Here is a 19,010-nt window from a genome sequence, read left to right as displayed (position 1 = left end):
TTTTTGTCTTTTTCTGAGGTGTTATTTATTCATGCCTCAAGGCGCAAAGATTTACCGGGAGAAATTTATTTATTTATATTTAGCGACAGCGGGAAAACGATGTGGCAACGGATCAATGCGAATCGCTTGAATAGCTTCAAAGACAACACAAAATCCACGAAACTAGGGCTAATTTCGTGGATCTGCATATGCGATTACGTTCAGATCGCTTTTAAGTATCAGGTGGGTGTCTGCGTAGCCTTGGCTTATTGTACCTTAGCCGCTTTGATCGCTAATAAGCTCTGCATTGCCGTTCGTTCACAGGCTTCACCTGCTTCTCATGTCACCATGAGGCAGTACTTCCGCGTATGCCTTGTTTGCGTCCACCAAAGGAGACACTTCAGTACCGGCACTCTGGTATGGAAGAGCCAGCCATTAGAGTCACCTCACCTGACTGCGGATCGCTCTTCCTCGGTTTGCGAGGCACTTCCCCTCGTTGCGAAGTAATACTGACGACGTAGCCTTAGCCGCCCCTTCCTCCTCGATACCGCTTACAAGATAACACCATAAAAAGTTGAAGTCCAGCATTTTATTGTAAAGGTTTTGTATCGTGACACTGAATATTCTTTATAAATAAAGTACATTTATCTAAACTGACGTTATATTGGTATATATATTTCGAAAGGAGCGCATATGACCTTTAAATTGAGTTTTCTCGAGATCATTGGCCGTTTATTTTTAGCCATCATCGTATCTGCGGTGATCGGTTATGACCGCGAACATAAGAATCGTCCAGCTGGTATGAAGACCCATGTGCTGGTGTGCTTAGGCGCATGTATTATGGCTTTGGTCCAAAAAGAAATCGGCTTTGACGCGTTGAACACTGCCTTGCAATATCCAAAACTATCAGGCGTGATGCGGGCTGATGATGCGCGGTTGATCGCTCAAGTGGTTTCTGGGATCGGCTTTTTAGGTGCTGGGACCATTATGGTGCAACATCGCACCGTGCGTGGATTGACCACGGCAGCGAGTTTGTGGGCTGTTGCTGGATTAGGCTTAGCCATTGGGATGGGTGATTACGAAATTGCGGTCGCCAGTGCCGCGGCAGTGATTTTAGTTTTGGTATTTCTCAAACGGATCGTCCATGTGAACGCAATGAAACGTATTGAAATTCAGTATCATCATCGCGTAGCCACAAAGCAGTTCATCCAAGATTACTTTGAAGCGCACCATATCGAAGTTAATGACGTGAACTTTCAAGTGACGCAAGATGATCAACAAGCGATTTACGTCAATATTTACGAGATCAGCTTGCCCAAAGACTTGAATCTCCCTGAGATCATTGAAGACCTGTCGTTAAATAAAAACGTGATGCGGATCCAAACTGTCAGTTTGTGAGCCGCTGGGAGAAAATCAGCGGAAAAAAGGCTTATAATTTGCCAAATGCCACAAGCTGGTGCGACAATGAAATCAACGCACAAAAGGTTTGTATTTGACAATAGATTATGATAGTATTTTAGTTTGTGAGTATGTGGCCTTTTAGGTCACCGACTCCTTGCCCGCAACAACGCGGGCCAAAGTCCATAAGGAGGTGAAATGTCAATGGCTACGACCAAGTATGAAATTACCTACATCATCCGTCCAGATATGGATGAAGCAGGCAAAGCTGCGCTGATCGAACGTTTTGACAATATTTTGAAGGAAAATGGTGCTACCATCATTGATTCCAAGGATTGGCAAAAGCGTAAGTTCGCATACGTTATCGGCAAGTACACTGAAGGTGTTTACCACATCGTCAACTTAACTGCTGATGACGCCGCTGCGATCAACGAATTCGACCGTTTGTCCAAGATCTCTGGCGATATTCTTCGTCACATGATCGTCAAGCGCGAAGACTAATTTTTCGCTGTATAGAAGGGGTGCGTAGGGATGATTAATAGTGTTTCTTTAACCGGCCGCTTAACGCGTGAAGTCGAGTTGCGCTATACCCAAAGTGGGATCGCCGTTGGCCGTTTCACGCTGGCAGTTGATCGTCAATTCTCCGGAGCCAATGGGCAACGTGAAACTGATTTTATCAACTGCACCATCTGGCGTAAAAGCGCTGAAAATCTCAGTAATTTCACACGTAAAGGTTCTTTGATCGGGGTCATGGGTCATATCCAAACCGGTCAATATACCAATCAACAAGGCCAAACGGTTTACACGACAGATGTTGTCGTTGAGAACTTCGCCTTGCTGGAATCGCGTGCAACCACTGAGCAGCGTCCGCAAGATGCGACTGGGAACAATCAAAACAACGGCAATAACTACCAAAACAATTTCGGCGGAGGCCAACAAGCGCCTGCAAACAATAATTTTGGTGGGAGCCAAAACGCGGCCCCAACTTCTCCATCATCCAATAATGGTGGCAATAGCCAACCAAACTTTGGTGCGAACAATAGTAACGCCAATAACAATAGTGCTGATCCGTTTGCCAACAATGGCCAACCGATCGACATTTCGGATGATGATCTGCCGTTCTAGAATCTTTTGAAAAGGAGTGACATTCATGGCACAACAACGCCGTGGTGGCCGTCGTCGTCGCAAAGTCGACTTCATCGCCGCTAACCATATCGAATATATCGATTATAAAGACACAAACTTGTTGGAACGCTTTATCTCCGAACGTGGTAAGATTTTACCTCGTCGTGTGACTGGCACCAGCGCCAAGAACCAACGCAAGTTAACTGTTGCGATCAAGCGTTCCCGGATTATGGGTTTGCTTCCATTCGTTGCGGAAGACTAATTTGGTTTTCTAAGACCTGCCATGATGGTAGGTCTTTTTTGTTACCATCAAAATGTTGATTTGAGACTATTTGGTTGTTTATAGGAGACCGATGAATGGTTTATGCGCACTTGTTGAAGCGCCTGTTAAGCGAAGATCACCTGTCTAAAAAAGCCTTGGCTGATGCGATCAGCATTGCCCCTGCAACGTTGCGACGCCTAATGTGCGATCAAATGCCAAGCGCGTTGACGAAACGTAAACTTGAGGTTTTTCTCAAGCATCGTCAAGCGCAAGAACAATGGGTGATATACTTGGATGAAAGCTTTACCAAACGTTCAGAGCAGATGTATGTGAGTGCGACCTTGGTTAAAAGCGAAGACCGTGAGATGCAGGTGTTTCGTGAAGTGGTGTATCCCAATCAACGTAGTCTTAAAAAAGAGTGCAAAGCGGTTAGCAAACCAAATGATACGGTGCGGTTGATTTTACAAGCGTTAGTCGCTGATCCGGCCCAACGGTTTATGAGTTTAGCCCAAATGCCGCCGATTCCGTTGCTTTATCCTGCTGGTTTGGCAGTGCTCCATCCTTATTTACAATTACTGGCGGCGATTTTTACCCAACAGCGCTTAGTGGGGACGGTACGCGTGGTTTTAGATGAACGCAGTGACTTTATCCCCGGAAGTTTTAAAGCCGCAGCGCAAAGCTTACAAGCGTATTTGGTGCCTTACTATGTGATGGTGCCGAACATTATCATCACCCAGAAAAATTCCAAATTATCATTAGGCATTCAAAGCAGTGATTTTGTTGCCAACGGCGCAGTGAAGTTCACTTCAGCGCAGTTGCAAATTTATGGGGTGAAAACCTTGGCCTTAACCCCTACTGAACAGGCACGTTTAACGCGTCAGTTGCTAGGCATCAGCGATGGCCCTCAAGGAGTCAACAACATATTGCGGCAACTCAAACGGTTATATACGTTAGTTGAAAAAGTCACACAACTCACCGTTCAGCCATTACCTTTGGCTTTAACCACCAAACGGCAAATTGAACCGATCATCATTGGCTTACCAAAAAAAGCCAAACAAACCATTGCCCAGCTCCCATTGGAAACTTGGTATGATCTGTTGGCTATTTTGGCAATATTATTGAGCCATGCTGACTTGCTTGATGCGCAGGCCAATATGGCTAAGCAATCGATCAAAATCATCGACCGTCTGGAAGCAAGTTGTCAGTGGTTGTTTGAGGTGTTGGCAAGTGGTTAGTCTTTTTTCCCAGCATAAACAGGGAAAGCTTTGTCTTCGCCATAATCGGTGAATTGAATTTGATTCAGTGTTGCCATATCAGCATCGCTGATGGCGAAATCAAGCTCAGCATTTGCGGTTAAATGCGCGATACTGCTTGATTTAGGCAACGGTAATAAGTTTAGTTGTAAGTCGTATTTGATCGCCAGTTGCGGCACTGAGACGCCATATTTAGCCGCTACAGCAACGATCGTGGGTTCATTGATCATCGCACCATGGGCAACTGGAGAATGGGCTTCGGTCAAAATGTCATGTTGGGCATCAAATGCAATGACATCAGTGGGGACATTGCCGATATGCGCTAAGACTTGATTGACTTGCGGTTTGATGGTGCTGTGATCAAGAATATTTTGGACGTCGACAGGTTCGAAATTTGAGATTCCGATGGCACGGAGCTTACCTGCTTTGTAGGCATCTTCCAAGGCGTGCCAAGCGGCTTGATTGCCTTCAAAGTAGTGATCACCATCACGGAAGTTCGCCCAAGGTTCTGGGGCGTGGATCAACATTAAATCGATGTGATCTAAGTTTAATTTCCGCAACGATTCATCGATCGCAGCTGCTGCGGAATCATAATCTTTATGTTCGGCAGCGAGTTTAGTCGTAATAAATAAATCATCGCGGGCGATGCCAGATTGCTTGATCCCGCGGCCAACGCCAGCTTCATTGCCGTAAGCTTGCGCGGTATCGATATGGCGATAGCCTGCTTTGATCGCGTTTGCAACGAGGCGATCGACTTTGTCATCATCGACTAGCCATGTCCCTAACCCAAGTTTAGGCACCTTAACGCCGTTATTTAAGGAATAAAATTCATTGTGAATCGTCATGTTAGTCCTCCGTTTGATAGATTTTCTTCGCTAAGCCAAAAGCACTCCAAGCTTTTGGCCAACCTGAGTAAAAGGCCAAATGGGTGATGAGTTCCACCATTTCATCTTTGGTGACGCCATTTTGTTTGGCGATTTTCATGTGAGCTTCTAATTGTGGGAATAAGCCTTGTGCCATTAACGCTGAACAAGTGATCAAGCTACGATCACGCGGTGACATTTGACTTTCACGTGACCATACTTCACCAAATAACACATCATCATTGAGTTCCGCGAACTTTGGGGCAAAATCACCCAGTTGATCGCGTCCTGCCGTTTGTTTTTTCATTTTTTAGTCCTCCAAAGCGTTGTAATCAGAATCAGATACCGCTTCTAACCATTCAGGGGTCCCGGCAGTGATCGCGATGTGGCTAAACCAAGAGTTTTTAGTGGCGCCATGCCAGTGTTTAACCCCATCTTTGGTGACGACGGTGTCGCCGACATGTAATTTGCGAGCAGGTTGGCCTGCTTCTTGATACCAACCCTCACCGCCTGTGACGATCAATAATTGATAGCCATTATGGTGAATGTGCCAATGATTGCGACAACCTGGCTCAAAGCTAACTTCACCGACGCCGACATTGATATCAGGATCAGCAATTAAGTTCCGTAAATAGCTGTTGCCGGTGAAATATTTCGCGTAGGCTGTGTTAAGCGGGCCATTAGGATAAAGTTTAGAGATTTGTTCGGTCATGTTTTTCCTCCTGATCAAGGCGATTGAGATAAGCTTCAAAGCTTTCGTCTTCAGCGATCGTGGCGTCGACTTTGCCTTGATACCAATCGATTTTGTGTTCTAAAACTGCCAGATTGTTTTGTAAGGCGCGGATCTGTGCATGTGCTTCGTCAGCAACATCATGAAGTAACGTTAACCGCTGATCAATGGTGGCATCACCTTGCGCCCGCAACTTCACATAAGTTTTGAGCTGCGACATCGTCATACCAGTGCCTTTGAGATGCAAAATAAAAATCAACCACTTCACATCTTCTTCGGTGTAATAGCGTTGATCATTGGCGTCGCGATGCGGCATCAACAAGCCTTCTTGCTCGTAGTAACGTAAGGTATAAGCTGATAAACCAACTTTGGCGGCGAATTGTCCGATGCGATAAGTTGTCATGTGCCACCTCCTCATGACTGTAGCATAAGCCTTTGAGTGGACTCTAAGGCAAGCATTTTTTTGAAAAAGTTTTTGCGGTCAAGAAAAAAGCCGCTCAAGGCGGCTTTTCACAGTTAAGCTTGTTCTGGTGCAGCGTCTGGTTGACTGTCAGCAACAGGTTCGCTTTCGACGTCAGCTTTGGCTTCAGCGCGGAGTTTGCGTTCCAATTCGCGAACGATTTCGGTGTGGCGCTTTTCGGAAAGCTTGACTTTGAAGGTGTAAACCAATGCGGATAAGATCAACATCACCATTGGGATATAAAACATGTAGGACTTGAAGGTAAACAATTCTCCTGCAGTGATACTAGAAGGCTTGGCATTGCCTACCATACCAGCATGCACAGCAGCTAAGCCGACCACGCCCATGGCGATCGCACCAGCAAGTTTATCGATCAAAGGCCGAACAGAAAGGGTAACAGATTCGTTGCGGGTACCATTTTTCCATTGGCCATATTCTACAGAGTCAGTGATCGTCATTAACGCAGCTAAGAAGATCATCGGGTAAGGGAAGAAGAAAATCGCAACGGCAAACAGTACCATCGTCAAGTTCGTGCCTGCTAATAAGAACAACAAGTAGCCGACAAACATCATCGCAATGCCACCAACGAAGATCTTTTCGCGGTGTAAAATCGCGACTAAAGTTGGGAATAACACCACGGAAATGATCCCTAAAATCGCGGTGATGACGCCAACTAAGTAGAATTTGTCAGACGCCCCTAACACATAAGTAAAGTAGTAAGCAGTCAATGAGTTCGTCACCACATAACTCATGGCAAACAAGAAGTAGGCTAACGATAACCACATCAATTGATCGTTTTGGCCGATCACTTTAAACACATCACGGAAGCGGACGTGTTCAGTGTTTTTGCGTAAAAGGTTTTGTTTTTCTTTGGTGCCCAAAGCGACGCCTAATGCCCCTAACAATGACAGCAAGCCAATGACGACAGCAAAGCCAGTCCAACCCGCTTGCGTCTTGGTGCTACCTTGCGTGCCGGAGAATTGTTGAGAGAAGAACACGATCAACGGATAAATGATGATCGGGACGCCTTGCGCGCCTAACGTGGAGCCGAAGCGGCCGATCGTCCCAAAGCGTGCGCGGACTTTAGAATCTGTCGACAATGCCGGCAGCATGGACCAAAACGAAATATCTTTAAAGGAGTAGAAGATATCCAAAATGACAAAAGCTAAACCGAATAACACGAGATAAACGATCGGTTGGCTAGTGGCTAAGCCGCCGAAATTGGTGAAAATCAACACCAACATCACGGAACTGATCGTTGCCCCAGTTAACAGCCAAGGTTTGAATTTCCCCCAACGCGTTTGGGTGTTGTCCACGGCGCCGCCGATCAAAGGGTCACAGGCGATTTCAGCGATCCGGATCACCGTCATCATCACTGTGACGTAACCGATCATGCGCGTGTTAAAGCCTTTGTCAGCGGTATTGAATAATTGGGAAGTGACAAACAACATGAAATAAGTCGATAAGGTAGCGTAAAAGGCATCATGCCCAAAAGCCCCGAAAGCATATGATGAATATTGCTTGAGATGTTTCATAAGGTCCTCCTAAAGCGGTATCAGTGAGCGCTTACAGTTTGCGGGAAAAAGAGAACCGGCATGGCTTTGCCGGCATCACGATCAATAGCGATGTTCCATGATTTTTTGTAAGATCTTGGCCCGTTGATCTTCTTTGGCGATATCAAATTGCGTATTTTCAAGGTTGTTGAAGTCTTGGATCATTAACAAAGCTTCCAGATACAACCGCAACTGCCGTTTGATATAAACGCGGTTATCTTCTTCAGCGCCTTTGGGATTACTTGCGAGGATCGTGCGGGCGAAGGTTTCTGGGTCGATGATGATTTTGTCACTTTTAGCCATAATTGTGCTCCTTGTGTCAGGTAAACTTTTACTGATTTAGGTTTCAGCTAAAGCTGAAACCGCTAACAGAAATAATGGAATTGCAGCTAACCGGTTAGTTACAGTATAACTCTTTTTAGTAAAACGTAAAGCGTAAGTTTTGCAAATACGAGTAAATGTTTACCCGAAAGGCAAAAAAATGCCTAGCACAACGGCTAGACGAAGACGATTTATTGTAAAGCAGCATCGATTTGGGCTAATTCATCAGCTGTGAACGCTAAATGTTCCAAAGCTTTGAGATTGGCGGCTAATTGACTGGTACGCGACGCACCAACTAAGACGCTAGCCACGACTGGTTGCCGCAAATTCCAGGCTAATGCCATCGCCGCTAAGCTTTGCCCACGATTTTGGGCGATGATGTTGAGTTTTTTGACCGTTGCTAACGTCGCTTCGACCTTATCCACTTGTAAAAACGGACTGCTAGGCCGCGCCGCGCGTGAATCTTCAGGGATCCCATGCAAGTAACGATCGCTTAACAACCCTTGGGCCAAAGGACTAAAGGTGATCGCCCCGAGGTGTTGATCTTCAAGCGCTTGAAACAAACCATGTTCCGGATCGCGATTAAACATGTTGTAGCGTTGTTGTTGAATGATGAATGGTACATGTAAATCATGCAGCAATGCTGACATTTTCATCATGGCATCTGGCTGGTAATTCGAGATCCCAATGTATAATGCTTTGCCGCTGCGAACGATTTGCGCAAGAGTTTCGGCCGTTTCTTCAAGCGGTGTATCGAGATCTGGACGATGATGATAGAAAATATCGACATAATCTAGCCGCAACCGTCGCAAACTTTGATCTAATGACGCGATCAAGTGCTTACGCGACCCCCATTCTCCATAAGGTCCAGGCCACATTAGGTAGCCAGCTTTGGTAGAAATGATCATTTCATCGCGATAAGCGGCGAATTCCTCATGAAATAATCGGCCAAAGTTACTTTCTGCACTACCAGGCACAGGGCCATAGTTATTGGCTAAGTCAAAATGGGTGATCCCATGATCAAAGGCATATTCAAGTAATGCTTTTTGGTTGCTTAATGGATCGACACTGCCAAAATTATGCCATAACCCTAGGCTGATCGCTGGTAAATGTAAGCCGCTATTGCCGACTGGCCGATATTGCATGTGATCATAACGTTGTGAATTTGCTTCGTACATGACGCTCACCTCGAAAAAGTTTAGTAAACGTTGCCATTGTACCACTGTCGGGATAAATTTTGTGTTCACTTCAGCCTGAAGCATGAGGAAAAATCGCCATTTCATGGTATATTAAGCGTGTTCAGATCGGAGGACTATTATGGAAGCTTTATTGAAAGTTTCAGGGCTCAACAAAACTTTCGGCAAGAAAAAAGTTTTACACGGCGTCGACTTCACAGTGGCTTCAGGGCACGTCGTCGGCTTAGTCGGGCCTAACGGGGCAGGGAAAAGCACTATCATGAAGGCAATCTTAGGGTTGATCCCCACTGATGGCGGTCAGATCCAAATCGCAGATCAACCTGTCAGCATCACCAAACACCAAGCCTTACGCCATGTAGGGGCATTGATCGAGTATCCTGGTATTTATCCCTTCATGACCGGGCGGCAACATCTCAACTTATTTGCCGCAAAGAAGCAACGCAAACAACATATTGCTCATATCATTCAAGTGATGGGGATGGCCAGCTATATCGACAAACCAGCGAAGTCCTATTCGCTTGGGATGAAACAAAAACTTGGCATTGCGCAAGCCTTAGTCGATCAACCACAATTGGTGATTTTAGATGAACCAATGAATGGGCTCGATCCTCAAGCCGTCAAAGACTTGCGCGATATCATTCGCACGCAAGCTAAAGCTGGCACGAGTTTCTTGATTTCCAGTCACATTTTGTCAGAATTAGAAAAAGTCGCTGATGATGTGTTGATCTTAAATCATGGCCATATTATTCAACAAAGCACGATGCAAGCGCTTGTTGAAGCTGGCGGGACCACATATATTGTGCAAACGGTGAATGATCGCGAAGCATTCGCAGCGTTGCAAGCGGCGCATGTGCCAGTGAACTTGGTGGATCGTCAATTGCAGATCACCCAAACTGATCGGACCACGCTAAATGCTGCGCTGATCGCCTTAGTACACGCAGGTATTGCCGTTCAAGATGTCACCAAAGCACAACATGACTTGGAACAATCATTTTTGGACTTAGTGGAACAGGAGGTGCACTGATGGGGACGTTGATTAAACAAGAACTGTATAAACTCAACCATAAAAAAGGCACCTGGTTTGCCTTATTGTTCATGGTGGTCGTCCAAATCGGCTTTGCGGTATTGTCATGGCGCTATCCGAAGTTCTTCGGGACGCAAATGTTGGTGATGAATAATTATATCGGTGGGGTCCTAGTTGATTTCATCATGATTGCCAGTGCTGCCTCGATGATCGCGATGGAATTTCAATATGGCACCATCAAGCAACTGCTTTATCGCAAGTATTACCGCAGCCAAGTGTTTGTCAGCAAGCTGATCGTGTTGTTGATGCAAATGATCGGTTTGCAAGTCGTTGCCACAGCAATGACTGGTGGCTTGACCATGGTGGTGAATCCCAAGTTTGACTGGACGCAAACTGCAAACGCGATGCCGCTGTGGCGCGATTACTTATTGACTACTGGCGGCTCGATGCTCGTGATGTTGTTGCTGTTGAGTTTGGTGATTTTAATGGCAACGTGGTTTAAAACCAATGCCGCGGCGATCGCCTGCGGATTTATCGGGTATTTCGTCACTGCAGTCGCCGCACAGATCATTATCATGTTTGTCCAACGTTGGCACTGGTTGAAGTGGAATCCCTTCACCATGTTGCTGACTGGCAATCAAATCGTTGATCCCAAAACTTATCACGCGTTGACGATGCTGGATACGCCGGTGATGATCGGCTGCACCTTAGGCTACACCGTATTATTTACGTTGATCGCTTACTTAAGCTTCCGCCGCCGTGCGGTATAAGGAGAAAATATGTCTGAAATTCTAGTGACCACTACTGAAAATATTCCAGGTCGTCAATATGAGATCATCGGTGAAGTCTTCGGGTTGACCACCCAATCTAAAAACGTTTTTTCAAACATTGGTGCCGGCTTGAAGAATGTCGTCGGCGGAGAAATCAAGGCTTACACCAGTATGTTGCATGATTCTCGAGAAAAGGCGATCGAGCGTTTGCGTCAAGAAGCCCAAAGCAAAGGCGCAGACGCGGTGGTGATGATGCGCTTTGATTCTGGTGCCATTGGTGGCGACATGCAATCTGTTGCGGCTTATGGTACTGCCGTGAAATTTATCGACTAAGCATTTGAGAAAGATCAAGTTCGCCTTGGTCTTTTTTATTTTGGCAAGGGTAAGCGTCAACTGCGCTATAATAGAAGAAAAGTGCAGGAGGTACCAAGATGGGCACAGTTGAATTGAAACGCTATACCGTCGTCAATGCAGAAGGCGAATTCCTTGAGGCGGATAATTTATTGCTGTTGCCCACTTGGACCAATGATCTGCGGACGATGTGGCTGACTTATTCAGAACTTGAAGCGCAAAAAGTCGCTCATCAATCAGGAGGGACGGCTTGTGAGTTGAGCTTAACGCCGCTAGCGGCAGATCCTAAAGCCACCAAACACCGCGGCTTGCCAGTGGCAGTGCAACAACAAATTGTGTCACTGCGGGCACAAGGAATGACCTATCGACAAATTGCGGCTTTACTGAATATTGCCAAGTCTAGCGTTGGAAATATCTTGAATAGGTAAACGGTTAACCGTCAGTAATGGCGGTTTTTTTAATACATGAAAATGAAACCGCAAACAAATTCTTCAAAAAGAATGCGTTTTTAGATTGCGCTTTCACCAGCTAAAGACTATACTTTTGATTGTAAATGATTGCGCTTTAAAAATTCACTACCGTAGGAGGTGGGGCAAGCACAGTTGATCAGTTCTGGGGGGAACACATTATTTATTTTTACCTAGGCGATTGTCTAGGTACGCTATCATATTTTGGTTGAAACGGAGATGAATCTAATGGAAAGCAAAAAGCAAAGTGGCTTTTCTAAAGCACTGAACGAAACAATCTTTCCTGCGATCATGAAGTTCGTCAACACCAAGGCCATTACGGCGTTGAAGGATGGTATCGTTTATTCCATGCCATTCATCATTATTGGGTCGATCTTCTTGATCTTGAACAACATCCCGATCCCTGCAGTATCTGCTGCAATTACGGCATCGGGTTGGGGCGCTATTTTTAACCAGGCATACACCGCATCGTTTGCGATCATGTCTGTATGGGCTGCTGTAGGTATCGCGTATGTCTACGCACGTAACGAAAAAATTGAAGCTTTGCCTGCTGGTTTAACGAGTTTGGCAACCTTCATCTTGATCCAATCCTTATCCATCGCTAACCCATTGGTTGCTGCGATGGGCAAGTCTGGTACTGGTGTTTCCAACGCGGCTGGTAAAGTCGTTTGGACTGGTACGCAATTAGCTAACTACATCGACAAGGCGCCTAAGGCTGTGCAAGCCTTCATGAGCCAAGATGTTACCGGCGTCATCAACTTGACTTGGTTAGGCGGCCAGGGGATGATCGGTGCCATCGTTGTTGGGTTGTTAGTCGGCTGGACTTACACTTCTATGATGAAGCGCGGCTGGCAGATCAAGTTGCCAGAACAAGTGCCTGCTAACGTTGCCGGCCAGTTCTCCGCAATGATTCCAGCTGGTATTATCTTAACGGTTGCGATGATCATCTACGGCTTGTTATCCAAGTTCGCTAACACCAACGCAATGCAATTGATCTACACTTGGTTACAAACACCATTACAAGGGGTTTCCGATTCCTTGGGTGGCGCGTTGATCATCGCCTTCATGGTCCCATTCTTCTGGTTCTTCGGGGTCCATGGTGGGATGATCATGGGCGCAATCACCGGCGGCTTGTTGATCCCTAACACTGCTGATAACGCGGCTTTGACTGCTGCTCACAAGTTGACTTTGGCCAACGGTGCGCACATTGTGACTAACGAATTCTACAACAACTTCATTAACCTGACTGGTTCTGGTATCACCATCGGGCTTGTGATCTTCACCTTGTTCTTTGCTAAGTCTATCCAATTGAAGTCCATTGGTAAAATTGAAGCCGTTCCTGCGATCTTCAACATCAACGAACCATTCCTGTTCGGTTTACCTTTGGTCATGAACCCATGGCTTGCCGTTCCATTCTTCTTGACTCCTGTTGTGGTTGCTTTAACCACTTACTTGGTCATTTGGTCTGGCATTGTTCCTCCGTTGAACGGGGTTGCGGCTCCTTGGACCACTCCTCCAATTGTTTCCGGTTTCTTAATCGGTGGTTGGAAGATGGCAATCTGGCAAGCAATCGTGCTGGTTGAATCCGCATTGATCTACTTCCCATTTGCCAAGAAGTACGACTCCTATCTGCTTGCCGAAGAAGCAAAAAATGCAGCCGAAGAAGCAAAGGCTTAACATTTATGCAGTTTAGCGTTATCATATAAATGAAAACGTATTAAACAAAAAATTTGGAGGCAATACTATGGCTGATAAAACGATCATGTTAGCTTGCTCAGCAGGCATGTCCACTAGCCTTTTAGTTTCAAAAATGCAAAAGGCGGCAGAGGCCGCGGGTAAGGATTACAAGATTTTTGCCACCTCTGCCTCTGACATCGACAACCAGTTGGAAAACGGTAGTGTTGACGTCTTAATGCTCGGACCTCAAGTCGGGTATATGAAAGGCGACGTAAAGAAGAAGACTGACGCCAAAGGCATTCCAATGGACGTCATCAACATGCAAGACTATGGCATGATGAATGGCGAGAAGGTTTTGGCAAGTGCTGAAAAGCTGCTTGGCCTCTAGTCATCTGAATAAGAAGAAGCCTTGGCACTTTCCCCGCCGAGGCTTCTTTTTTTGTACCATGTTGCGAAGAAAAAATGTCGATTAGACCAATACGATAAAATGTGAGCGTATCCGCAGGGCCTGTAAGTCCTTGTGTCAAAACCAGTTCCGGTGAATGTATGATTGGGCATACATTGGCACAAAACGGTGACAAAACAGGGCATCAGATAGCGTATAATGATGGGTAACAAAAGGAGTGGGACACATGGCGACACCTAAATACCAAATGATCGCAGACGAGATCCGTCGACGCATTCATATGAATGTCTATCCAGCAAAATCTTTGATCCCTGATCAAAATACCTTAGCCAAAGAATTTGGCGTCAGTCGCATGACGATCAAAAAAGCCCTTGACGGCTTAGCAGTCGAAGGGTTGATTTACAAGCAATCAGGCCTTGGCACCTACGTCTTAGGCGATGTGTCCGTGCATGCGTCTGATTCACCAGCCGAAGCGTTTGATGGGTTGACTAAACAAGAAGGCGAAGGCCATGTCACCTCTGAAGTGATCAAATTTGACGTGTCGCTGCCTAGCGAGTTGATCCAAAAGAAACTCGATGTCGCTAGCGACGAGCCAGTGTATGTGATCGACCGTTTGCGGAAGATCGATGAGGTGCCGCGGGTGTTGGAACACACGATTTTCCCATTGAAGCTAGTGCCAGGTTTAACGCGTGAGATCTTGATGGGATCGATTTACGATTACATGCATCAAGAACTTAACTTGAAGTTCGGCGGGGCGCTGCGGCGGATCAACGCGACGTTAGCTGATGATTTTGATGTCGCCCACTTAGATGCCACCACTGGCGAGCCAGTGCTAGAAGTGGAACAAGTGATTTGGTTGACCACTGGTGAAAACATTGAATACTCTACCAGCCGCAACTTAGCGAGCTGGCGTGGGTACACGGTATTGGATATCAATAACGACTGATGCAACGTTGAAAGCAGGACGAAATTTCGTCCTGCTTTTTTGTATGATCAGCGGTATCACCTTGCCTCCGGCACGAAAAGCTATGGGCTCCGACGATTTGGCGTCGCTGCGATGAATTGGACATGCTCACGTTAGCACATCATTTGAGATACAAATACTTACTTCCGTAATGATATGAAGCGTTTTGTAGGCGTCAACCGGTTAACGTCGTGGTAGTGATCGGAAATTGGGACGGAAGCTGGCCGTCGGTGCGTGGTGAGATTTCCGTTAGCGACTTGTCGCTTACGGAAAGCCGCAGGGAAAGATCCGGCGAGTGGGGAGCGTAGCGACACATCTCGACTAGCTTTCCCGAGGACCCTCACTACGCACCGACGAGCCAGCTGGAGGCCCAATTTCCGATCACTGATACTATACAAAAAACCGCAACGCTGGCAAGACGTTGCGGGAGATATAGGAGAGTTCGAAACTGGAAAACACTATTTGGCTTGCTTGTACTTACGCATCATTTCAGCCATATGCACTTCTTGAACCAAGAATTCATGGGTGCGGCAGACGTAATCATTTTCCCGACCGATCTTAGCGATGTAGCCGTTGATGTAGTCAACTTCAGTGTCGCGGCCTTTGGAGAAGTCTTGATACATGGAAGGATAGTGGAAAGGATTGGCCACGCGAGAAACGTAATCAACCGATTCAACTTCTTCTTGACGAGTTTCAACTAAGTGGATGCCAGCTCGTTCGCAGGCATCGAAGGATTCGTTCATCAATTGTTCAGCCATTTTCTTAGCGCCAAGGAATTCGATGAATTGCCCCATGGTGATTTCGTACATCGTGCACAAGGTGTTGACCACGGCGTTGAAGACGACTTTAGACATCAAGGTGCCCATGAAGTTCTCCGTCAAGATCGGCCCTAAGCCTGCTTCTTTGAAGTCATCAAACATTTGTTGGGTCATGGCGTCAGTTTTTTCTGTTTTGTTGCACAAGTGCATGACGCCGGTGCGAGGAGCGCCCATGAAGTCGACGTCGCCAGGGCCATTCAAGACTGTGGCGATCATCGCAGTCCCGCCGACGATATGATCATCTGGGAAGTATTCGGAGATCTTGTCGATGTGGCCCATCCCATTCATTGCAGAGAAGGCATATTGATGATCTTTAAACAATGGGGCGCAACGCTTCAACACTTCAGCCAATTGCATTTGCTTGACGAAAATGATCCACACATCAGGATCGCCGGTGTAGTCTTCTGGGTAGGAAACGTTGATCGGGACCATATGCTTGTCTTTGTGATCGCGAGATACCCAAGTGCCTTTTTGTGCTTTGATTTTTTCAACGTTGGGTTCCCAAGTATCAATGAAGTCGACTTGGTTGCCGGTGCGTTCTTGAATCAAGACCCCATAGCGAAGGCCCATGGCGCCTGCGCCGATTACTGTATATTTTGTCATAATATGTACTTCCCTTCGTTTGGTTGTCTGTTTTGGAAAATGATGAGAAAAATGCGCCCAAAAGCATTTCTGCTAAAGGGCGCATTTTGCGCGGTACCACCTTTGTTTATTACTCAACAGTCGTATAGTGGCAACCACCCATGATGCTCGAAACTAACTTTTGCTAAAGGGATCGCACGTGTTTTCAGCAGCCACGCTTGCTAGGCCGTTCCCAGAAGTTCGTCCTTAAGTTTCTCAACGCATCTCATTATTTTCTAACCATGTTCACATAGTAAACAAAGAGAATATTAAAGTCAACCTTTTTTAGAGAAATTGTGGCAAAAATATTAGAGCTGCCAATATCTTGTTGCTGTGAATTAAATTGACGTCTAAGCGTGTGTTGTCAGCAATTGTCAGGTCAAAGGTCATGCGCGATACCTGACAACTGTTAGATAAGGTGACATGATTTCTGGACAGATGACCTAAAAGTCGTTAAGCTTTTAAATGAATTGAAATTTTTAGAAAGTGGTGTGTTATATGAAACGTAAGTGGCTTTGGTCCACCTTGTTTGCCGGTTTAATGGTCATGTTAGGAATGTCGCTGTCATCTGAACCGGTTCACGCCGCGCAGAAGACTTACACGATCGGAACTGACGTTACTTTTGCGCCATTCGAATTCGCAGATAAGAACAATAAATATGTCGGTATCGATATTGATTTAATGAATGCCGTTGCTAAAACTGAAGGCTTTAAAGTTGACATCAAACCTTTAGGCTTTAACGCCGCTGTCCAAGCCTTGGAAGCAGGGCAAATCGACGGGGTCATCGCGGGGATGAGCATCACCCCTGAGCGTCAACAGAAATTCTTCATGAGCTCCCCTTATTATCAATCAGGGGTCGTCATGGCGGTGGCTAAAGGCTCAAAGATCCAATCACTGTCAGGTTTGCGCGGCAAGAAAGTCGCCGTTAAAACTGGGACTGCCAGCGCTGATTATGCTAACTCAGTCAAAAAGAAGTACGGCTTTACCGTTGTGACCTTTGATGATTCCAATAACGTTTATGACAACGTCAAAACGAATAACGCCCAAGCTTGTTTTGAAGATAAGCCGGTGATGCAATATGCCATCGCCACGAGCTACAAAGGTTCTTTGGAACTCGCCAAGAACTTCAAAATGGCCAGTGCCAACAACTACGGCATCGCGGTAAAGTCATCTGAAGCGTCGACGTTAGGCAAAAAGATCAACGCTGGGATCAAGAAACTCAAAGCTAACGGTCAATATGATAAAATCGTCGCCAAGTATTTAGGTGATGGTTCTGAAAAGTCTCAAGCCAAGAAAACTGCTGGGATGCAAGAAACTGATCGTAGCTTCATCGGATTATTGAAGTCTAACTGGGGCACTTTGATGTCAGGGTTAGGCGAAACGCTTTGGTTGACTGTCGTCGGCATCGTTTTTGCGACGGTCATCGGGGTGTTGATCGGCTTGCTTGGTGTGGTACCCAATAAGTTTGCGCAAGGACTGTCGACGACCTTTATTTACATTTTCCGTGGGTTACCAATGATGGTTTTGGCCTTGTTCATTTACTCAGGGGTGCCGACGTTGATCGGCGCGAAGATCCCAGCCTTTATCGCCGGGGTCATCACCTTGACCTTAAACGAAGGGGCGTACACGGCAGCGTTTGTCAAAGGTGGTATCTCTGCTGTTGATAACGGGCAAATGGAAGCGGCTCGTAGTTTAGGCTTACCATGGGGCAAGTCGATGCGGCGCGTCATTTTGCCACAAGGTGTGAAGATCATGATCCCAAGTTTCGTCAACCAATTCATCATCACGTTGAAAGATACGTCGATCTTGTCTGTCTTAGGGTTGTTGGAATTGACCCAGACTGGGAAGATCATCATTGCGCGGAACATGGAAGGCTTTAAGATCTGGGCGATGGTCGCATTGATCTACTTGATCATCATTACCTTGCTGACTTGGCTGTCCAACTGGGTTCAAAAGAAGGTGAATGCATAATGACAACACGTGTTGAAATGAAAGACGTCAACAAGTCTTATGGTGACAACCATGTCATTAAAGGCGTTGATTTAAAAGTTGAAGATAATGAAGTCGTCGTCTTGATCGGTCCTTCTGGTGCCGGTAAAAGTACGGTTTTGCGAATGATGAACGGCTTGGAAACGACGACTAGCGGTGAGATCTATGTCGATGGCCAAGACATTGCCCATGCTGGCAAAAACATCGATAAGATCCGCGAAAACATCGGGATGGTGTTCCAGCACTTTAACTTATTCCCAAATATGTCAGTGCTAGACAACGTGACGTTAGCACCGATCGAATTAGGGAAAAAGTCTAAAACTGAAGCCCAAGCCGAAGCACGGACCTTCCTTGAAGTTGTTGGCTTGACCGATAAAGCTGATGCCATGCCTGCCAGTTTGTCAGGTGGCCAAAAGCAGCGGGTCGCCATTGCACGGGCGCTGGCAATGCATCCAGATATCATGTTGTTTGACGAACCGACTTCTGCGCTTGATCCAGAAATGGTCGGCGATGTGCTCGGCGTTATGCGCCGCTTAGCCAAGCAAGGGATGACGATGGTGATCGTGACCCATGAAATGGGCTTTGCCAAAGAAGTTGCTGATCGTGTCGTATTCTTTGGCGATGGGAAGATCTTAGAAGCTGGTACGCCAACTGAGATTTTTGATCATCCGCAACATCCACGTTTACAAACCTTCTTGAAGCAAGTGTTAGAAGCTTAAAAACATTAACGGGCGAGACAGATTTGAAATCTGCCTCGCCCGTTATTTTTATGGAATCAGCTGT

Annotated in this window: 22 protein-coding genes; 14 read left to right on the top strand and 8 right to left on the bottom strand. The window is 46.2% G+C overall.

Annotated elements, in window-relative coordinates:
- Positions 1 to 672: 672 nt before the first annotated feature.
- From EKM92_RS08795 to EKM92_RS08775, 5 genes are all read left to right on the top strand, one after another.
- On the top strand, positions 673 to 1,377 hold the full coding sequence (locus tag EKM92_RS08795) for an MgtC/SapB family protein (RefSeq protein ID WP_125709941.1): 705 nt from the start codon (positions 673 to 675) through the stop codon (positions 1,375 to 1,377).
- A 204-nt stretch (positions 1,378 to 1,581) separates the two neighbouring features.
- Entirely contained in the window at positions 1,582 to 1,878 is a 297-nt protein-coding gene (gene rpsF / locus EKM92_RS08790; protein WP_054718326.1) for a 30S ribosomal protein S6, read from the top strand.
- A 30-nt stretch (positions 1,879 to 1,908) separates the two neighbouring features.
- Entirely contained in the window at positions 1,909 to 2,502 is a 594-nt protein-coding gene (gene ssb, locus EKM92_RS08785; RefSeq protein ID WP_125709939.1) for a single-stranded DNA-binding protein, read from the top strand.
- Between the two features lie 25 nt (positions 2,503 to 2,527).
- Positions 2,528 to 2,764 carry a 30S ribosomal protein S18 gene (gene rpsR, locus EKM92_RS08780; RefSeq protein WP_125570580.1) on the top strand — a complete coding sequence of 79 codons (237 nt, stop codon included), beginning with the start codon at positions 2,528 to 2,530 and terminating at the stop codon, positions 2,762 to 2,764.
- Positions 2,765 to 2,859: 95 nt separating this feature from the next.
- Positions 2,860 to 3,999, top strand: a complete 1,140-nt coding sequence (locus EKM92_RS08775; RefSeq protein ID WP_125709937.1) for a hypothetical protein — start codon at positions 2,860 to 2,862, stop codon at positions 3,997 to 3,999.
- Here the strand turns inward: EKM92_RS08775 and EKM92_RS08770 are convergent.
- The 7 genes from EKM92_RS08770 to EKM92_RS08740 all read right to left on the bottom strand — a co-directional run bounded on the left by EKM92_RS08770 (position 3,996) and on the right by EKM92_RS08740 (position 9,122).
- Positions 3,996 to 4,862: an aldo/keto reductase gene (locus EKM92_RS08770; RefSeq protein WP_125709935.1), complete on the bottom strand. Its 867-nt coding sequence runs from the start codon at positions 4,860 to 4,862 to the stop codon at positions 3,996 to 3,998. The two genes, EKM92_RS08775 and EKM92_RS08770, sit on opposite strands and share 4 nt — an antisense overlap.
- A 1-nt stretch (position 4,863) precedes the next feature.
- On the bottom strand, positions 4,864 to 5,187 hold the full coding sequence (locus EKM92_RS08765; RefSeq protein WP_125709933.1) for a carboxymuconolactone decarboxylase family protein: 324 nt from the start codon (positions 5,185 to 5,187) through the stop codon (positions 4,864 to 4,866).
- Between the two features lie 3 nt (positions 5,188 to 5,190).
- Positions 5,191 to 5,592 carry a cupin domain-containing protein gene (locus EKM92_RS08760; RefSeq protein ID WP_125709931.1) on the bottom strand — a complete coding sequence of 134 codons (402 nt, stop codon included), beginning with the start codon at positions 5,590 to 5,592 and terminating at the stop codon, positions 5,191 to 5,193.
- Entirely contained in the window at positions 5,573 to 6,013 is a 441-nt protein-coding gene (locus EKM92_RS08755; protein WP_125709929.1) for a MerR family transcriptional regulator, read from the bottom strand. The genes EKM92_RS08760 and EKM92_RS08755 overlap by 20 nt, the downstream gene beginning before the upstream one ends.
- 113 nt (positions 6,014 to 6,126) lie before the next feature.
- Positions 6,127 to 7,605 (bottom strand): glycoside-pentoside-hexuronide (GPH):cation symporter, encoded by a 1,479-nt coding sequence (locus EKM92_RS08750; RefSeq protein ID WP_125709927.1) that lies wholly within the window; start codon positions 7,603 to 7,605, stop codon positions 6,127 to 6,129.
- Between the two features lie 81 nt (positions 7,606 to 7,686).
- A complete protein-coding gene (locus tag EKM92_RS08745) occupies positions 7,687 to 7,926 on the bottom strand; it encodes a hypothetical protein (protein WP_125709925.1) in 240 nt (79 codons plus the stop codon).
- 209 nt (positions 7,927 to 8,135) lie between these two features.
- Positions 8,136 to 9,122, bottom strand: coding sequence for an aldo/keto reductase (locus EKM92_RS08740; protein ID WP_125709923.1), 987 nt, complete (start codon positions 9,120 to 9,122; stop codon positions 8,136 to 8,138).
- Between the two features lie 139 nt (positions 9,123 to 9,261).
- Between EKM92_RS08740 and EKM92_RS08735 the strand changes: the two genes are divergently transcribed.
- The 7 genes from EKM92_RS08735 to EKM92_RS08705 all read left to right on the top strand — a co-directional run bounded on the left by EKM92_RS08735 (position 9,262) and on the right by EKM92_RS08705 (position 14,781).
- Positions 9,262 to 10,164 (top strand): ABC transporter ATP-binding protein, encoded by a 903-nt coding sequence (locus tag EKM92_RS08735; protein WP_338035114.1) that lies wholly within the window; start codon positions 9,262 to 9,264, stop codon positions 10,162 to 10,164.
- A complete protein-coding gene (locus EKM92_RS08730) occupies positions 10,164 to 10,934 on the top strand; it encodes an ABC transporter permease (protein ID WP_125709919.1) in 771 nt (256 codons plus the stop codon). The genes EKM92_RS08735 and EKM92_RS08730 overlap by 1 nt, the downstream gene beginning before the upstream one ends.
- 9 nt (positions 10,935 to 10,943) lie before the next feature.
- On the top strand, positions 10,944 to 11,267 hold the full coding sequence (locus EKM92_RS08725; protein ID WP_125709917.1) for a heavy metal-binding domain-containing protein: 324 nt from the start codon (positions 10,944 to 10,946) through the stop codon (positions 11,265 to 11,267).
- A gap of 98 nt (positions 11,268 to 11,365) precedes the next feature.
- Entirely contained in the window at positions 11,366 to 11,713 is a 348-nt protein-coding gene (locus EKM92_RS08720) for a helix-turn-helix domain-containing protein (RefSeq protein WP_125709915.1), read from the top strand.
- A 267-nt stretch (positions 11,714 to 11,980) separates the two neighbouring features.
- The gene (locus EKM92_RS08715; RefSeq protein ID WP_125709913.1) at positions 11,981 to 13,429 is read left to right on the top strand and encodes a PTS sugar transporter subunit IIC; all 1,449 of its coding nucleotides are present in this window, start codon (positions 11,981 to 11,983) and stop codon (positions 13,427 to 13,429) included.
- A gap of 67 nt (positions 13,430 to 13,496) precedes the next feature.
- Positions 13,497 to 13,817, top strand: a complete 321-nt coding sequence (locus EKM92_RS08710; protein WP_056963203.1) for a PTS sugar transporter subunit IIB — start codon at positions 13,497 to 13,499, stop codon at positions 13,815 to 13,817.
- Between the two features lie 244 nt (positions 13,818 to 14,061).
- Complete coding sequence (locus tag EKM92_RS08705; RefSeq protein WP_125709911.1) at positions 14,062 to 14,781, top strand: GntR family transcriptional regulator; 720 nt, start codon at positions 14,062 to 14,064, stop codon at positions 14,779 to 14,781.
- A gap of 476 nt (positions 14,782 to 15,257) precedes the next feature.
- Here EKM92_RS08705 and EKM92_RS08700 read toward each other — a convergent pair whose 3' ends face one another.
- Positions 15,258 to 16,220 (bottom strand): ketopantoate reductase family protein, encoded by a 963-nt coding sequence (locus EKM92_RS08700; protein ID WP_164509949.1) that lies wholly within the window; start codon positions 16,218 to 16,220, stop codon positions 15,258 to 15,260.
- Positions 16,221 to 16,778: 558 nt separating this feature from the next.
- Between EKM92_RS08700 and EKM92_RS08695 the strand changes: the two genes are divergently transcribed.
- Positions 16,779 to 18,209 carry an ABC transporter substrate-binding protein/permease gene (locus EKM92_RS08695; RefSeq protein WP_420812575.1) on the top strand — a complete coding sequence of 477 codons (1,431 nt, stop codon included), beginning with the start codon at positions 16,779 to 16,781 and terminating at the stop codon, positions 18,207 to 18,209.
- The gene (locus EKM92_RS08690) at positions 18,206 to 18,946 is read left to right on the top strand and encodes an amino acid ABC transporter ATP-binding protein (protein ID WP_125710050.1); all 741 of its coding nucleotides are present in this window, start codon (positions 18,206 to 18,208) and stop codon (positions 18,944 to 18,946) included. The genes EKM92_RS08695 and EKM92_RS08690 overlap by 4 nt, the downstream gene beginning before the upstream one ends.
- Positions 18,947 to 19,010 lie beyond the last annotated feature (64 nt).

The organism is Lacticaseibacillus porcinae (assembly GCF_003946305.1).
In the GTDB taxonomy this organism is placed as follows: domain Bacteria; phylum Bacillota; class Bacilli; order Lactobacillales; family Lactobacillaceae; genus Lacticaseibacillus; species Lacticaseibacillus porcinae.
Note: the sequence above shows the minus strand (reverse complement) of the source record. Positions and strands in the feature narration are given on the sequence as shown.

What these genes read in the sequence shown, in the direction of transcription:
- EKM92_RS08795 (WP_125709941.1), top strand. Translation starts at nt 673, where the DNA reads ATGACCTTTAAATTGAGTTTTCTCGAGATCATTGGCCGTTTATTTTTA.
- rpsF (WP_054718326.1), top strand. Translation starts at nt 1,582, where the DNA reads ATGGCTACGACCAAGTATGAAATTACCTACATCATCCGTCCAGATATG.
- ssb (WP_125709939.1), top strand. Translation starts at nt 1,909, where the DNA reads ATGATTAATAGTGTTTCTTTAACCGGCCGCTTAACGCGTGAAGTCGAG.
- rpsR (WP_125570580.1), top strand. Translation starts at nt 2,528, where the DNA reads ATGGCACAACAACGCCGTGGTGGCCGTCGTCGTCGCAAAGTCGACTTC.
- EKM92_RS08775 (WP_125709937.1), top strand. Translation starts at nt 2,860, where the DNA reads ATGGTTTATGCGCACTTGTTGAAGCGCCTGTTAAGCGAAGATCACCTG.
- EKM92_RS08770 (WP_125709935.1), bottom strand. Translation starts at nt 4,862, where the DNA reads ATGACGATTCACAATGAATTTTATTCCTTAAATAACGGCGTTAAGGTG.
- EKM92_RS08765 (WP_125709933.1), bottom strand. Translation starts at nt 5,187, where the DNA reads ATGAAAAAACAAACGGCAGGACGCGATCAACTGGGTGATTTTGCCCCA.
- EKM92_RS08760 (WP_125709931.1), bottom strand. Translation starts at nt 5,592, where the DNA reads ATGACCGAACAAATCTCTAAACTTTATCCTAATGGCCCGCTTAACACA.
- EKM92_RS08755 (WP_125709929.1), bottom strand. Translation starts at nt 6,013, where the DNA reads ATGACAACTTATCGCATCGGACAATTCGCCGCCAAAGTTGGTTTATCA.
- EKM92_RS08750 (WP_125709927.1), bottom strand. Translation starts at nt 7,605, where the DNA reads ATGAAACATCTCAAGCAATATTCATCATATGCTTTCGGGGCTTTTGGG.
- EKM92_RS08745 (WP_125709925.1), bottom strand. Translation starts at nt 7,926, where the DNA reads ATGGCTAAAAGTGACAAAATCATCATCGACCCAGAAACCTTCGCCCGC.
- EKM92_RS08740 (WP_125709923.1), bottom strand. Translation starts at nt 9,122, where the DNA reads ATGTACGAAGCAAATTCACAACGTTATGATCACATGCAATATCGGCCA.
- EKM92_RS08735 (WP_338035114.1), top strand. Translation starts at nt 9,262, where the DNA reads ATGGAAGCTTTATTGAAAGTTTCAGGGCTCAACAAAACTTTCGGCAAG.
- EKM92_RS08730 (WP_125709919.1), top strand. Translation starts at nt 10,164, where the DNA reads ATGGGGACGTTGATTAAACAAGAACTGTATAAACTCAACCATAAAAAA.
- EKM92_RS08725 (WP_125709917.1), top strand. Translation starts at nt 10,944, where the DNA reads ATGTCTGAAATTCTAGTGACCACTACTGAAAATATTCCAGGTCGTCAA.
- EKM92_RS08720 (WP_125709915.1), top strand. Translation starts at nt 11,366, where the DNA reads ATGGGCACAGTTGAATTGAAACGCTATACCGTCGTCAATGCAGAAGGC.
- EKM92_RS08715 (WP_125709913.1), top strand. Translation starts at nt 11,981, where the DNA reads ATGGAAAGCAAAAAGCAAAGTGGCTTTTCTAAAGCACTGAACGAAACA.
- EKM92_RS08710 (WP_056963203.1), top strand. Translation starts at nt 13,497, where the DNA reads ATGGCTGATAAAACGATCATGTTAGCTTGCTCAGCAGGCATGTCCACT.
- EKM92_RS08705 (WP_125709911.1), top strand. Translation starts at nt 14,062, where the DNA reads ATGGCGACACCTAAATACCAAATGATCGCAGACGAGATCCGTCGACGC.
- EKM92_RS08700 (WP_164509949.1), bottom strand. Translation starts at nt 16,220, where the DNA reads ATGACAAAATATACAGTAATCGGCGCAGGCGCCATGGGCCTTCGCTAT.
- EKM92_RS08695 (WP_420812575.1), top strand. Translation starts at nt 16,779, where the DNA reads ATGGTCATGTTAGGAATGTCGCTGTCATCTGAACCGGTTCACGCCGCG.